The 15,669-nt window shown below is 28.2% G+C and carries 13 protein-coding genes; 2 read left to right on the forward strand and 11 right to left on the reverse strand.

All coding sequences use genetic code 11. The annotated features are described in order from the left end of the window. Positions 1–3: 3 nt before the first annotated feature. The 3 genes from pfkA to trhA form a co-directional block, all read right to left on the reverse strand. On the reverse strand, positions 4–978 hold the full coding sequence (gene pfkA, locus OM90_RS09850) for a 6-phosphofructokinase (protein ID WP_058486718.1): 975 nt from the start codon (positions 976–978) through the stop codon (positions 4–6). Between the two features lie 134 nt (positions 979–1,112). Next, positions 1,113–4,571 carry a DNA polymerase III subunit alpha gene (locus OM90_RS09855; protein ID WP_202813796.1) on the reverse strand — a complete coding sequence of 1,153 codons (3,459 nt, stop codon included), beginning with the start codon at positions 4,569–4,571 and terminating at the stop codon, positions 1,113–1,115. 154 nt (positions 4,572–4,725) lie between these two features. Further along, positions 4,726–5,367: a PAQR family membrane homeostasis protein TrhA gene (gene trhA, locus OM90_RS09860; RefSeq protein ID WP_058486720.1), complete on the reverse strand. Its 642-nt coding sequence runs from the start codon at positions 5,365–5,367 to the stop codon at positions 4,726–4,728. A 224-nt stretch (positions 5,368–5,591) separates the two neighbouring features. On the opposite strand from trhA, the gene OM90_RS09865 reads away from it, so the two are divergent. After that, positions 5,592–6,194 (forward strand): DUF1836 domain-containing protein, encoded by a 603-nt coding sequence (locus tag OM90_RS09865; RefSeq protein ID WP_058486721.1) that lies wholly within the window; start codon positions 5,592–5,594, stop codon positions 6,192–6,194. Between the two features lie 32 nt (positions 6,195–6,226). Here the strand turns inward: OM90_RS09865 and OM90_RS09870 are convergent, their stop codons facing one another. The 8 genes from OM90_RS09870 to uvrC all read right to left on the reverse strand — a co-directional run bounded on the left by OM90_RS09870 (position 6,227) and on the right by uvrC (position 14,333). Further along, on the reverse strand, positions 6,227–6,487 hold the full coding sequence (locus OM90_RS09870; RefSeq protein WP_058486722.1) for an HPr family phosphocarrier protein: 261 nt from the start codon (positions 6,485–6,487) through the stop codon (positions 6,227–6,229). Then, the gene (gene whiA / locus OM90_RS09875; protein ID WP_058486723.1) at positions 6,484–7,446 is read right to left on the reverse strand and encodes a DNA-binding protein WhiA; all 963 of its coding nucleotides are present in this window, start codon (positions 7,444–7,446) and stop codon (positions 6,484–6,486) included. The genes OM90_RS09870 and whiA overlap by 4 nt, the downstream gene beginning before the upstream one ends. A 1-nt stretch (position 7,447) precedes the next feature. Further along, complete coding sequence (locus tag OM90_RS09880; protein WP_058486724.1) at positions 7,448–8,452, reverse strand: gluconeogenesis factor YvcK family protein; 1,005 nt, start codon at positions 8,450–8,452, stop codon at positions 7,448–7,450. A 9-nt stretch (positions 8,453–8,461) separates the two neighbouring features. Beyond that, complete coding sequence (gene rapZ / locus OM90_RS09885) at positions 8,462–9,334, reverse strand: RNase adapter RapZ (RefSeq protein ID WP_058486725.1); 873 nt, start codon at positions 9,332–9,334, stop codon at positions 8,462–8,464. 70 nt (positions 9,335–9,404) lie between these two features. Continuing rightward, positions 9,405–10,328, reverse strand: coding sequence for a UDP-N-acetylmuramate dehydrogenase (murB, locus tag OM90_RS09890; protein WP_408605916.1), 924 nt, complete (start codon positions 10,326–10,328; stop codon positions 9,405–9,407). Between the two features lie 137 nt (positions 10,329–10,465). Further along, entirely contained in the window at positions 10,466–11,419 is a 954-nt protein-coding gene (locus OM90_RS09895; protein WP_058486726.1) for an ROK family protein, read from the reverse strand. A 16-nt stretch (positions 11,420–11,435) separates the two neighbouring features. Next, entirely contained in the window at positions 11,436–12,377 is a 942-nt protein-coding gene (gene hprK, locus OM90_RS09900; protein WP_058486727.1) for an HPr(Ser) kinase/phosphatase, read from the reverse strand. A 93-nt stretch (positions 12,378–12,470) separates the two neighbouring features. Continuing rightward, positions 12,471–14,333: an excinuclease ABC subunit UvrC gene (gene uvrC, locus OM90_RS09905; protein ID WP_058486728.1), complete on the reverse strand. Its 1,863-nt coding sequence runs from the start codon at positions 14,331–14,333 to the stop codon at positions 12,471–12,473. A gap of 214 nt (positions 14,334–14,547) precedes the next feature. On the opposite strand from uvrC, the gene OM90_RS09910 reads away from it, so the two are divergent. Continuing rightward, on the forward strand, positions 14,548–15,657 hold the full coding sequence (locus OM90_RS09910; RefSeq protein WP_058486729.1) for a copper amine oxidase N-terminal domain-containing protein: 1,110 nt from the start codon (positions 14,548–14,550) through the stop codon (positions 15,655–15,657). The last annotated feature ends 12 nt before the right edge of the window (positions 15,658–15,669 follow it).

Raw genomic sequence — 15,669 nt, forward strand, 5'->3', positions numbered from 1 at the left:
CTCCTATATTGATAAAATTTTAGATACTGAATACATTTTCTCATCTATTGTTTTAGTCATGTTTAATGCTTCGTTAATATCATAATCTACATATTGACCATTTTTATAAGCTACAATTCGATTACTTTTTCCTTCATAAAGAAGTTCAACTGCCTTAGCTCCCATCATAGATGCATGTAATCTATCAATCGCCGATGGGCTTCCTCCTCTTTGAAGATATCCTAAAATTGTTGCTCTTGTTTCTATTCCTGTTACTTCTTCTATTTTTTTAGCTAATTTTTCTGACCCACCAACTCCTTCTGCTACAATAATGAGATAGTGTCTTTTCCCTTTTTGTTTATTTTCTAATATTTCTCTTATAATTTCTTCATCAGTTGGTCTTTCTTTTTCAGGAATAAGAATTAATTCTGCCCCATTAGTTATTCCACTCCAAAGAGCAATATACCCTGCATTTCTTCCCATAACCTCTACAACACTACATCTTTCATGGGAAGTTGAAGTATCTCTTATTTTATTAATAGCAGTCATAGCTGTATTTACAGCTGTATCAAATCCAATAGTATAATCAGTACAAGCAATATCAAGGTCTATAGTTCCTGGAATTCCTATGGTGTTAATCCCTAAAGCTGCTAATTTTTCTGCTCCTTTAAAGGAACCATCTCCTCCAATAACTACTAAACCATCTATACCAAATACTTTGCACATTTGTGCCCCTCTCTTTTGTCCTTCTTCTTTAATAAATTCAGGGCATCTTGCAGTTTTAAGCATAGTTCCCCCTCTTTGAATTATATCTGATACACTTCTTTCATTCATTTCAAAGATATCACCATGAATAAGACCATTATATCCTTTTCTTATCCCCATTACTTTAATACCCTTTGAAATTGCAGCCCTAACAACAGCACGAATAGCTGCATTCATTCCAGGAGCGTCCCCTCCACTAGTTAATACTCCTATGGTTTTTACTTCTTTGCCCATAGTACTTACCTCCTTAATCATTTTATATATAAATAAATCTATTATATAGATTTTAATATAACAGCCCCTCCATTATAAAATCCTTATTAATTGTAATAAAATTATTTTTGTATTGCAACTAAAAATATATATTTCTATTTATTTTTAATTACAACATTTTTATCTCCTAACATATTTTTTAAATTAGAAATTAACTCTTTTTCTGGATAAATCCATAAATTTTTTGTCGCTTTCATAGTTTTTTTCAAAGCTTCAACATGAATAATTACCGGAATATCTCCTTTATAAATTTCTAAAATAGGTTTTATTTTTTCTACTACTTCTATTCCTCCCTTTGAACTAGGAATTTTTAAATAAAGTTTTGTATTTTGTTTATTTTTAATATATTTCATATTTTCAAATGGAATAATATCTTCACATATTAATTTTCCATCCTCATCTTCTCTTAAAGAAACTCTTCCTTTTATGTATACAACTTCATCTTCTTTTATTAGATTAATATATTTTTCATAAATCTTAGGAAATACTATTACTTCAACACTTCCATATAAATCTTCTAATGTGATAAATGCCATTATTTGATTATTTCTAGTAGATTTTATACTTTTGTGGACTATCATTCCACCTATAATTACTATCTGCCCATCAACTATCTTCTGAATATCTTCTGAATCTGTTTTTATAAAATCTAAACTTTTAGCACTAGTATTTTTATCTAAATCCTCTTTATACTCCTCTAAAGGATGTCCACTCAAATACATTCCAAGAACTTCTTTTTCCATTGATAAAAGTATGTTATTAGGATATTCCTCTATATCAGGAAGTGTATCTTTTTTATTTATACTTTTATCTCCAAAATCAAATAAATCAATCTGACCTTCTACTATTTTCTTCCTTTTACTAATTATATTATCTGAAATCTGTTTATAAACTGAAAGATATTGCTTTCTTTTCCCTCCTAAAGAATCAAATGCTCCTGCTTTAATTAAACTTTCAATACTTCTTTTATTTAAATAAGAACTATCCATTCTTTCAAAAAAATCTGTTAAACTAATAAATTTACCATTTTCATTTCTTTCTTTTACTATAGCTGAAATCATAGTTTTCCCTACATTTTTTATAGCAGCAAGACCATATCGTATTTTACCATTAGAGACAGAAAAAGAAGCAAAACTTTCATTTATATCTGGAGAAATTATGTCTATCCCCATTTTTTTACATGCATGAATATATTCTTTTATCTTATCTGTGTTATCCATTACAGAAGTCATAAGAGCAGCCATAAATTCCACTGGATAATGGGTTTTAAGCCATGCTGTTTGATATGCAACCACTGCATATGCGGCTGCATGGGACTTATTAAATGCATATTTTGCAAAATCCGTCATTTCATCGAATATTTTTTCAGCAATTTTAACTGGGACCCCTCTATTTACACAGCCAGGAATTTCTTTACCATTTCCATATATAAAATTTTTCCTTTCTTCTGCCATTACATCTGCCTTTTTCTTAGACATAGCTCTTCTAACTAAATCACTTCTACCTAAACTATATCCCGCTAACTCTCTTACTATTTGCATAACTTGTTCTTGATATACTATACATCCATAAGTTGTACTTAAAATAGGCTCTAGGGCAGGAAAAGTATATTCTATCTCATTAGGATTTCTTTTTCCTTTTATATATTTAGGAATAAAATCCATAGGACCTGGACGATAAAGAGAAATTCCCGCTATAATATCTTCTATATTTCTAGGTTGAAGTTCTTTTATAAAATTCTTCATTCCAGTACTTTCTAATTGAAATACTCCTTCCGTATTAGCAGAAGAAATTAAATCATATACTTTTGGATCATTAAAATCTATATTATCTATATCTATTTTTATACCATAATTAGCTTCTACTTGTTCTATAGCATTACGAATAACAGTTAAAGTTCTAAGCCCTAAAAAATCCATCTTCAAAAGACCTAATTCTTCTAAAGTAGTCATTGTAAATTGAGTGTTTATATTGCCGTCACTAGCACTTAAAGGAACATATTCTACTACAGGTTCTTTTGATATTACTACTCCTGCGGCATGAGTGGAAGAATGTCTTGGCAACCCTTCTAATCTTTTTGACATATCTATAAGATAATTAACCTTTTCATCATTTTCATATAAATTTCTAAGTTCATGATTGATTTCTAACGCCCTATCAATGGTAATTCCTAATTCTGAAGGTATCATTTTTGCTACTTTATCCACTTCTGCATAAGGCATGTTAAGAGCTCTCCCCACATCTCTTATAACTGCTCGTGCGGACATAGTTCCAAAAGTGATAATTTGTGCTACTCTATCTTCTCCATATTTTCGTATAACATAGTCTATTACTTCTTGCCTTCTTTCATAACAAAAATCAATATCTATATCTGGCATACTAACTCTTTCTGGATTTAAAAATCTCTCAAAAAGTAATTGATATTTAATCGGATCAATATTTGTAATTTGAAGACAATAAGCTACCATACTTCCTGCTGCAGACCCTCTTCCTGGCCCTACCATTATTCCATTGTCCTTAGCATATTTTATAAAGTCCCATACTATAAGAAAATAATCTACATATCCCATTTGTTCAATAATTGATAATTCATATTCAAGTCTTTCTTTAAGTTCATCTTTATAATTAGGATACCTTAATTTTAATCCTTCAAAGCATAACTTTCTTAAATATTCACTAGAAGTATAGCCTTCTGGGACATCATATTTGGGAAGTTTTAAATCATGAAATGTAAATTCTACATTGCATCTTTTAGCTATTTTATATGTATTTTCTAAAGCTTCTTTAGCATAAGGAAATCTATCTAACATTTCTTCTGGAGATTTTAAATAAAACTCTCCTCCTGGATAAATCATTCTATCTTCATCATTTATAGTTTTCCCTGTTTGAATACAAAGTAGTATTTCATGAGCTTTTGCGTCTTCTTTATAAGTATAATGAATATCATTAGTAACAACTAAAGGTATTCCTATTTCTTGACTCATTCTAATTAAATACTGATTTACTTCCCCTTGTTCTCTTATACCATGATCTTGAAGTTCAAGATAAAAATTATTTTTTCCTAATATTTTTTCATATTTAAGAGCAACTTCCACAGCTTTTTCATAAGAAACTTCCATAATTGTTTTAGCTACTGGCCCTGCTAAACAAGCACTAAGTCCAATTAGTCCCTTAGAATATCTTTCTAAAAGTTCTAAATCTATTCTAGGTTTATGATAGAATCCTTCTATAAAGCCATAAGAAACTAATTTAACTAAATTTTTATATCCTTCCATATTTTCTGCTAAAAGTACAAGATGAAAATAATTTGCATCTTCTTTTTCCTTATCAAAACGACTTCTAGGTGCTACATATACTTCACACCCTATAATTGGTTTTATCCCTTGTTTTTTAGCTTCTTTATAAAAATCAATAACCCCATACATTGAACCATGGTCAGTTATTGCTATACTATCCATCCCTAATTCTTTAGTTCTCGCAATTAATTCTTTAATTTTACATGAACCATCTAAAAGACTATATTCCGTATGAACATGAAGATGAGTAAAGGGAATTTTATTTAAGGCGGTTGTATCCATACTATACACCCTTTCATAAACTACATATCATTGTTTTTATTATAACATAATTGATATGTGTTTACCTTACTTATATGGAATAAAGTAAATATAAAAAATCAATAAAAAAAGCCTTTTAAAAAGGCACTTTTTATAATAGATTTAACATAAAACAAAAATGACATATACTTCCTCCTAATACGAATATATGAAATATCTCATGAAATCCAAAAAACTTTAAGTTTATTTTAGGTCTTTTAGTTCCATATATTATTCCACCTATGGTATAAAAAATTCCACCTAATATTAAATAAACTAACCCTCTATAATTAACTGCTTTAACTAAAGGTACAAAAGCTACTATCACAATCCACCCCATTATTATATAAGATAATGTAGATAACCATCTTGGAGCGTTAAACCAAAATATTTTTAAAAATATTCCTATCAAGGCAATAATCCATATAAATATAAATAAACTCCAGCCCAAAATTCCTCTCAAGGCAACTAAACATACTGGCGTATATGTTCCTGCAATTAATACATATATCATCATATGATCTATTTTTTGTAATATTTCTGTTTTTCTTTTTGATAGATTAAGAGCATGATAAAGAGTACTTGCTGTATATAGCAAAATTAAGCTAATCCCAAATATACTAAAGGATACTATATGCCATGTTGTTCCTTTTGACATGGAATAATATAACAAAAATCCTAATCCTATTATAGAAAGAATGTCTCCTATTAGATGAGTTAACACATTTACAGGTTCTTTTATTTTTTTTAACATACAATCACTCCTAACATAGTATTTAATACTACTTATTATATTTGTAATAATTATATTATATATTTTTTAAAAATTCAATATATATTTTTATTATTTTGATATATGAATGTTTTTATTATTATATGAATATATTTATATTATATATTTTTATATTAATAAATATTCTTTGCTACAATGACATATGATATAATAGTATTAAAATTAATAAAATAGGAGAGATGCCAATGAATTTTAATAAAGATATAATAAAAGAACTTATTGAAGAATTTAATAATTTGAATGTTATAGAATTATTAGATATTCCAAAAATTGATTTATATATGGATCAAGTAACTACTTTTTTTGATGATCAACTAGAATCATGGAAAGTAAATAAGAAAGATAAAATTCTTACAAAAACAATGATTAATAACTATACTAAAGCTGGTATCCTTTTTCCTCCTATAAAAAAGAAATATTCTAATAAACATATGATTTTACTTATATTAATTTATCATTTAAAACAAATTTTATCCCTTGATGATATTCATACTTTATTATCTCCTGTTATTGAAGAAAATATGTTAAATGAATCTAAGAATTTTTCTTCTCTTTATTCTATATATGAACAATTTCTTAATATTCAAAAGGAGGAAATTAAAAATTTTGTTGAAAACTTCTCTAATAAAATAGATTCTCTTTATGATAAAAATGATTTTAAAAACGATAATGAATACTATTTACTATTTATTACTATTGTTAATTTAATTATAAGTTCTAATATCCAAAGGATTTTTGCAGAAAAATTAATTGATAAATTTAAAGAATTGCAAATAAATAAGGAATAATAAAAAGATGCCATAAAACTGGCATCTTTTTATTATTCCTCAGGAGAAGTTAAAAACTTTTCTAACACATCAATCGCTTCTTTTTCATCTTCACCTTCTGCCCTGATTGTTAATTCTTGTCCTTTTAATGCTCCTAAAGACATCATTCCCATTATGCTCTTTGCATTCACTTGCTTATCTTCCATTAATACATGAATATTACTTTTATACTGACTAGCTATCTGTACAAATAAAGCTGCTGGCCTTGCCTCTAATCCTGTTTCCATATTTACTTTAACTGTTTTTTCAATCATATTGATCCTCCTTTTTGCTCTCTTAATTGATCTGCAATCCTACTTATTTTTCTAAGTCTATGGTTGACTCCCGATTTTCCAACGGGGGGGTCTAACATAGCTCCTAATTCTTTTAAACTAGCTTCAGCATATTGTACCCTAAATCTAGCTACATCTTCTAAAGCTTTTGGAAGACTACTAAGCCCCATATATTTATCAATAACTTTAATATCTTCTATTTGTTTTATTGCTGCAGAAACAGTCTTTTTTAAATTGGCTGTCTCACAGTTAACTATACGGTTTACATTATTTCGCATTTCTTTTATAATACGAACATTTTCTAAATCCATTAATGCTATATGAGCTCCCATAATATTAAGAAGATCTACTATTTGAGACCCTTCTTTTAAATAAACTACATAATATTTCTTTCTTTTTACAATCTTTGCATCCATTTCAAATAAATTGATTAGTTGTTTTAAATCTTCACTATGATTAATATTTTGATTTACAAATTCTAAGTGATATGTTTTTTCAGGGTCACTTAAAGACCCTGCTCCTAAAAAAGCTCCTCTTATATATGCCCTTTTACAACAAGTGCTTTGTACAATTAAAGGATATATCCCTTGCCTTTTTATAATTTGTCCATTTTTTTCTAAAATAAGACCTGTTGCCTGTAGAACTTTTTTTGCATCTTTGGTTTTATTAATAAAAAGAACATATATTTTATTTTTTTTAAATTTAGTATTCTTTCTTATCAATACTTCTGTATTTATATTAAAAGTTTTCTTAATTAATGTAAAGTATTTTCTTGCAACTGCTGCATTTTCTGTTTGAAATTTTATTGATATTTTATTTTCTTTATTTATAAGAACTTCTCCACACATATTAATTAAAGCGGCAATCTCTGCTATCTTACAATGTCTCGTATTATCTAGGTGCCTAGCTAATTCATTCTTAACTTGTGAAGAAAATGACAACTTATTCACCTCCACAAGAAAACTCTTTATGTTTTATTATTATTTCCATAACAACTTTTGCTAGTTTATATGAATTATGTCTTACTAATTTTTTATCAGAATATATTTTAAGAACTGGAGCTAATACAATAGAAAATCCTTTATTTTTTATAGCTTTTATATCATATTTAACTGCTTCTGCCCCTTCTTCTTTATATATATCTAGTAATTCTTTTGGAATAGTTTCTGTATTTATAATAACATAATCTATAATATTTTCCCCACCATATTTCTCTAATTCTTCAATATGATTTAATAAATCAAAGCCATCGGTTTCTCCTGGCTGTGTCATTACATTCCCTATGTATATTTTTATAGCTTTTGAATTTTGAATTGCTTCTGGAACTTTTTTAACTAAAAGATTTGGTATTATACTAGTATATAAACTACCTGGCCCCAATATAATAGCATCTGCATTTTCTATTGCATCTAATACCTCAAAAAGTGGCTCAGGTTTCTTAGGATATAAATATATTTCCTTAATAGAAGTTTTTACTTTTTTACTTCTTTCTACAATTTCTGTCTCTCCACAAATAATTTCTCCATTTCCTAATTTAGCACAAAGTTGTACATCTTGCTTAGTAACTGGTAAAACTTTTCCTGTTACAGCTAAAACTTCACTCATTTTTTGAACTGCTTCTTCAAAATTTTTAGAAATTCCTGTCATAGCTGCCAAAAATAAATTTCCAAAACTTTGTCCTTTTAAGCTTCCTTCTTTAAATCTATATTGAAGCAATCTTTCCATAACAGGCTCTGTATTAGCTAATGCCAAAATACAATTTCTAATATCTCCCGGCGGAAGTATATTCATTTCTTGTCTTAAAATACCAGACCCCCCTCCATTATCAGATACTGTTACTACAGCTGTTATATTAGATGTGAATTTTTTTAAGCCACTGAGCATAGTAGAAAGCCCTGTTCCTCCTCCTATGGCTACTATTTTAGGCCCTCTATCCAATAAATTCATACTCATTCCTCATTTTCCTAATTTATTATCTTTATCTATATCTCTATGGTCTAAAACTGTTCTATGCCCTTTATTTTTAAGAATATGATGTAATTCATTAGCTAAGGTAACTGATCTATGTTTACCTCCTGTACATCCTATACTAATTACTAGCTGATTTTTGCCTTCTTTAATGTAATTAGGTATTAAAAATTCTACTAAGTCTACCATCTTTTTTAAGAATTCCTTACTTTCATCCCAGCTCATTACATATTCTTGCACTTCTATATCATTTCCCGTTTTTTGACGCATTTCGGGGATATAATAAGGATTAGGTATAAATCTAACATCAAAAACCAAATCTGAATCAGTGGGTATTCCATACTTAAATCCAAAAGATAATACTGTAATTATTAAACTTTCAAATTTTTTCCCTTTAATAAAAATATGAAATAATTCTTCTTTTAATTGTCTTGTTAATATATTACTCGTATCAATAATATAATCTGCTTTTTCTTTTACATCTTTTAATATTTTTCTTTCTTTTTCTATCCCTACATTAATTCTTTCATTTTTTATTAATGGATGCCTTCTTCTTGTTTCTTTAAAACGTTTTACTAAAATATCATCTGAAGCATCTAAAAAAAGAATTTCATATTTATATCCTTTGTTTTTTAGGGATTCTAATCCTTCAAATAATTCAGAGAAAAGTATTCCTCCTCTAGTATCAATCCCTAAAGCTACCTTATCAAATTCATTCCCATGCATTGAACAAATTTCTGCAAATTTAGAAATTAATGAAGGTGGTAAATTATCTACACAAAAAAATCCTATATCCTCTAACATTTTGATCGCAGTACTTTTCCCAGCTCCAGACATTCCTGTTACGATAACAAATCTCATCTTCCTCACCTTTATAATGTTTTTCTTATATTGTACCATATATTAATATAAAATATAAATAATATAAAATTTATTCTTCACCTATTATTCTTATTTCTGGTTCCATAAAAACTCCAAATTTTTCTTTTACTGTATTTTGAATATGCTTTATTAAATTAATAACATCTTTTGCCGTAGCATTTCCTGTATTTACTACAAATCCACAGTGTTTTTCTGAAACTTTGGCTCCTCCAATAGAATATCCTCTAAGACCAGAATCCATTATTAATTTACCTGCATAATATCCTTTAGGCCTTTTAAAAGTACTTCCTGCACTAGGCATATCTAAAGGCTGTTTACTTACTCTTTTATCTGTTAAATATTTTATTTTTTCTTTTATTTTATTAACATCTCCTTTTTTAAGTTTTAGTCTTCCACTTAATGCAATATATCCTTTTTTTTGAAGTATGCTATTTCTATATCCTAATTCTAATTCTTCATTACTTAATGTCATTTGATTCCCATATTCATCTATAACATCAGCAGATACTAATACCTGTTTTATTTCTCCTTCATAAGCTCCTGCATTCATATATATAGCTCCTCCAAAGGTTCCAGGAATCCCACTGGCAAATTCAAAACCTGTAAGCTTTGCTTCAACTATTTTTTTAGATAACGAAGAAAGTAAAATCCCAGCTTCAGCCCATACTTCTTCTCCTTCTATTTTTACATTATTCATATTTTTATAAATTTGAATAATAACTCCTCTAAATCCTTTATCACGTACTAATAAATTACTTCCATTTCCCAGAATATAAAAAGGTATTTCATTTTCTCTACATACCTTAACAGCATACTTTATATGTTCTATATTTTTAGGAACAATAAATATATCAGCAGGACCTCCTATCTTAAAGGAGGTATGATTTTTCATAGGTTCGTCTATTTTAATTGACTCTTTTGGAAGTTTTTCTAACATTTTTTTAATGATTTTATTATTATCCAATTTTTTCACCTCTATAACATATATAGATATTTCTTTAAATTATATGAATATAATTATAGGGAACAGTCTTAAATCGTTTTATAATAAATTATTATTTAACAATTAACGATTATCGACCCTTCCCTATTAATGATTAATATATAACTTTATTTTTCCATTTTACCAAGCATTGCAGCCCCTATAATTCCCGCATCATTACCTAATTCTGCTATACGAACCTCAACTTTAGAGGGTTTTAATCCATAAGCATTTTCTTTTACAAACTTTTTAATAGGATTAAGAAGATAGTCTCCTTGGGCACATACTCCTCCTCCTATTACAACTACTTCTGGCTGTAATATGTTTACCATGCTTGTAATTCCTTCTGCAACATATTTTATATATCTATTTACTACTTCTTGTGCTATTTCATCTCCATTTTGAGCTGCATCAAAAGGAATTTTAGCATTTATTTTATTAAGATCCCCATTTACTAAAGAATATATTTGAGATTCTGGATGTTTTATAGCAGCAATTTTAGCTTCTCTAATAAGAGCTGTAGCAGAACCATAAACTTCCCAACAGCCTTTTCTTCCACAGGTACAAGGTTCTCCATCTACAACTATTACATTATGTCCAATTTCGCCTCCGCCATAAAAACTACCACTAAATATCTTTCCATCTATTACTATTCCTCCACCTATTCCTGTTCCTAAAGTAACTGTAATAGAATTTTTATACTCTTTTGCAGCTCCTGATGTGGCTTCTCCTAAAGCAGCACAATTAGCATCATTTTCTAAATATACCGGTAAGTTAATATATTTTTGAATTTCACTACGAATAGGTACATTTTTAAATCCTAAATTATTAGCATAAATTAATACCCCTTCCTCAGGATCAAAAGTACCTGGACTCCCTACTCCAATAGAATGTATTTCTTTAATTGAAATATTTTCTTCTTCTATAAGAGTTAAGCATAAATTCCCCATATCTTTTAAAATTTCTTTATAATGTCTTTGTCTTAAGGTAGGAATACTCTTTTTTCTTATTATTTCCCCTTTTTCTGTAACAATTCCTGCTGCAATATTTGTTCCTCCAAGATCTACTCCTATATAATACATCTTTCCCCTCCAAAATTTAATTTTCTTCTTCTTGTTTTTTCTTTTTTAAATTTTTGGTTATACGATCATTTAATTCTTCAGCAGCATTATATCCCATCTTCTTTTGCCTGTGGTTAACTGCTGCAGTTTCACAAATAATAGCTAAATTTCTTCCTGGACGAATTGGAATAGAATGACATACTACTTTATTACCTAAAATTTCTATATACTCTTCTGTTAAACCTAATCTATCATATTCTTTTGTATCATCCCATAATTCCATTTTTATAACTAAATCAATTGTATGCACATCTTCTACAGATTCAACTCCATAAAGTTCTTTTACATCAACAACTCCTATTCCTCTTAATTCTATAAAATGTCTTATAACTTCTGGAGAAGAGCCTATTAAAGTCTGATTAGAAACTTTTTTAATTTCCACTACATCATCTGCTACTAGTCTATGCCCTCTTTTTATAAGTTCTAAGGCAGCCTCACTTTTACCAACTCCACTCTCTCCCATTATAAGAACTCCTTCTCCAAATATATCTACTAAAACACCATGAACTGACATTCTAGGAGCTAACTCAACTTTAAGCCATCTAATTAGTTCTGACATAAATTCAGAAGTAGTATCTTTACTTTTTAAAATAGGGACTTTATACTTATTGGCATAAGTCAGCATTTCAGGAAATGGATCTAAGTCTCTACATAATATTAAACACGGAATATGAAATTTAAATAATTTGTCTAAAATTTGTTTTCTTTTATTTTTCTCTATTCTTTTTAAATAGGTATATTCTACTCTTCCAATAATTTGTACCCTTTCTGCATCAAAATAATCAAAATATCCAGCTAACTGAAGAGCCGGTCTATTAACATCTGACTGTGTTATCTTTATATGATTACAATCAATATCGGGAGTTATATTTTCTATATTAAATTTTTTTATTATTTGATTTATAGTTACTGAATACATTCTCGCCCTCTTTTCTTAATACTCTTTTTTTCATTTTATCATAGTTTCAGTTAAAATCAATAAAATAATTCTTCTATAAAAAACTAAAAGATTTTATTTATGAAAAAAATTATATATATTTTCTGCAATATTACTAGGAATGCCTTTAACCTTTTTTATATCCTCAATAGAAGCTTCTTTTATTCTTTGTACACTCTTAAAATGTAAAAGTAAAGCCTTTTTTCTTACAGCTCCTACTCCAGGAATTTCATCTAAAACTGATTGTATCTGTTTTTTACTCCTAAGCCTTCTGTGATATTCTATAGCAAAACGATGAGCTTCATCTTGTATACGGGTTATAAGTTTAAATCCTTCTGTCCCTTTAGGAAGTCTTACTTCTTCTCCTTTATAAAGTAATCCTCTAGTTCTATGTTTGTCGTCTTTTACCATTCCGCAAACAGGAATTGATATATTAAGTTCATCTAAAACTTGTATAACAACTTTAACTTGTCCTTTCCCTCCATCAATTAATATAAGATCTGGAAGTTTGCTAAATTTACCTTCTTCTAAACTTAACCCCTTTTTCTCTAGTTCTTTTAATTCTTCTTTTGCATGGGTAAAACGTCTTCTTATAACTTCTTCCATACTAGCATAATCATTAGGTCCTATAACTGATTTTATCTTAAATTTTCTATAATCACTTCTTTTAGGCTTCCCTTCTTCAAATACTACCATAGACCCAACTGATTCTATTCCTTGAGTATTTGATATGTCATAAGCTTCTATTCTATTAATATTTTTATCTAAACCTAAGGCATTTTGAATTTCTTCTAATGCTCCTTTAGTTCTTTTTTCTTTTCTTTTCATTTCTTCTCCAAACTGATTTAAAGTTAATAAAGCATTTTGAGCAGCCATATTAACCAATTTAGATTTATCACCTTTTCTTGGAACTTTTATATAAACCTTCTTTCCTTTACGGCTACTAAGCCACGACTGAATTATATTTATTTCATCAATTTCTTCTTGTAGTATAACTTCCCTAGGAATAAAAGTTGTTCCAGCATAAAATTGTTTTACAAAAGAAGTCATAATTTCCTTTTGACTTCTTTCATCCACTCCGTCTAATAAAAAATGCTCTCTTCCTATTACCTTCCCTCCTCTTACAAAATAAACCTGCACTAAAGCTTCATTATCTGTTTTAGCAAAAGCAATAACATCTTGATCTTCCATAGCAGAGTTTATCATTTTTTGTTTTTGTGCTATTCTCTTTATGCTATCAATTTGGTTTTTAATTTTAGCTGCTTTTTCAAAATTTAAATTCTCGGAAGCCTCTTTCATTTGTTTTTCTAATTCTTTTATTACTTTTTCATATTTTCCATCTAGAAAAGATATTATTTCTTCGATCATCTTTTTATATTCTTCTTCTGAAATAAAGCCAGCACAAGGAGCTTTGCACTGTCCTATATGATATTGCAAGCAAGGTCTTTCTTTCCCTATATCCCTTGGCAAAACCCTATTACAGGTTCTAATTGGCCAAAGTTTTACAATAAGTTCTAATGTTTCTTTTAAAGCTGTTGCATCAGTATAAGGTCCAAAATATTTAGCCTTATCTTTTAATAATTTTCTAGTCATAAATACTTTTGGATAACTTTCATTTATTGTAATCTTTATATAAGGATAATTTTTATCATCTTTTAAACGAATATTATATTTAGGGCGATATTTTTTAATAAGATTACATTCTAATATAAGAGCTTCTACCTCTGAATCAGTGACTATATATTCAAATTCTTTTATTTGCAGAACCATTCTCTTAACTTTAGGGGAATGATTCCTCGAATTTTGGAAATATTGACGAACTCTATTTCTTAAATTAACCGCTTTTCCAACGTATATAATATTATCATACTGGTCCTTCATAAGATATACTCCTGGCTTTTGAGGCAACTTCTTTAATTCTTCTTGTATATCAAACATATAGTACCTCCAATCATCTTAAATCTTTACTTAAACTTATATATCTTTATTATAACATAAGGGATTAATTTAATGTCTAATAGTATATTGCTTAATTATTACAAAGTTAAATTTACATTACAAATCATCAAATAAGCTTCCCATTCCTTGAAAAAAATATAATATTTCCTTATAATGATTTTAAAATAAATTAAATATACTAAGGAGGATCAAAATGAATATAAATCCTAAAAAACGTTTTATAGCATTAACAACTACTGCATTACTATCTTTATCAACTACTACAGCTATACATGCTGCTCCTGTAACTAAAACTTTAAAAGCAGTATTTAATGATATTAAAGTTAGTTATAACGGAGAAGTAAAAAGCAGTGATAAAGAACCTTTTATTGTAGACGGTACTACATATGTTCCTATTAGAATGGTAGGAGAATTAGTTGGAAAAGTTGTACAATGGGATTCTGCAAACAAACAAATTCTTATTACAGATAGCAGTTCTTCTTCTGATGATTCTGCTAAAGTTTCACAATTAACTGCCCAGTTAGCTCAAAAAGATATTGAAATTATTCGTTTAAAACAAGAAAAAGCTGCTTTAGAAAGTCAGCTTGAAGCCCTTGAAGAAGAATATGAGGAATATGAAAGTTATGATGAAGATTATGATGATATTGATGAAGCTTTAGAAGAATTAGAAGATAAACTTAATGATGAATATGAAGAATATGAAGATATAGAATTTGATATTTACCTTGATGGAGATGAAGATGATATTGAGATAACCATAAAAACTAACTTAGATGATTATTATGATGAATGGTATGATTTAGATGAAGATGATATTGAAGATTTTATAGAAGATATTTGTAATGATATTTGGGATTGGGATATTTTTGAAGATGCAGATATAGAAGGAACCATATACGATAAGGATTCTAAAGAAAATTTAGTGGAATTTGAAAGTGATTCTGACCAAGACCTTGATTTTGATTTTTATAGTATAGTTGATTTATCTGATTTAGAAGATGATTTAGATAAGTATTATGATGATTATTTTGACGATATAACTTTATCTGTTGAAATAGACGGAGATATAGATTCTATAGTATATGAAGTTAGAATTGATTATGATGAGTATGAAAAAGAATGGGAAGATCTTAGTGATTCAGAAATTAAATCTTTTATGGCTGATATATATGATGATATAGAAGATGTACTACCTTATGCAGATATAGAAGGATATGTATATACTTCTTCTAACAAAACAAAACTTGCTGAATATTGGATTTCTAGTTCTGGTTCTAGTAGATTTGAAAGATATGATTATTAATAGTGTCTGTAA

It is taken from the genome of Defluviitalea phaphyphila, assembly GCF_001466305.1.
GTDB lineage: Bacteria > Bacillota > Clostridia > Lachnospirales > Defluviitaleaceae > Defluviitalea_A > Defluviitalea_A phaphyphila.

Coding starts and splice junctions, on each gene's coding strand:
- pfkA (WP_058486718.1), bottom strand. CDS start 978: ATGGGCAAAGAAGTAAAAACCATAGGAGTATTAACTAGTGGAGGGGAC.
- trhA (WP_058486720.1), bottom strand. CDS start 5,367: ATGTTAAAAAAAATAAAAGAACCTGTAAATGTGTTAACTCATCTAATA.
- OM90_RS09865 (WP_058486721.1), top strand. CDS start 5,592: ATGAATTTTAATAAAGATATAATAAAAGAACTTATTGAAGAATTTAAT.
- OM90_RS09870 (WP_058486722.1), bottom strand. CDS start 6,487: ATGATTGAAAAAACAGTTAAAGTAAATATGGAAACAGGATTAGAGGCA.
- OM90_RS09880 (WP_058486724.1), bottom strand. CDS start 8,452: ATGAATTTATTGGATAGAGGGCCTAAAATAGTAGCCATAGGAGGAGGA.
- rapZ (WP_058486725.1), bottom strand. CDS start 9,334: ATGAGATTTGTTATCGTAACAGGAATGTCTGGAGCTGGGAAAAGTACT.
- OM90_RS09895 (WP_058486726.1), bottom strand. CDS start 11,419: ATGTATTATATAGGAGTAGATCTTGGAGGAACAAATATTGCAGCAGGA.
- hprK (WP_058486727.1), bottom strand. CDS start 12,377: ATGTATTCAGTAACTATAAATCAAATAATAAAAAAATTTAATATAGAA.
- uvrC (WP_058486728.1), bottom strand. CDS start 14,333: ATGTTTGATATACAAGAAGAATTAAAGAAGTTGCCTCAAAAGCCAGGA.
- OM90_RS09910 (WP_058486729.1), top strand. CDS start 14,548: ATGAATATAAATCCTAAAAAACGTTTTATAGCATTAACAACTACTGCA.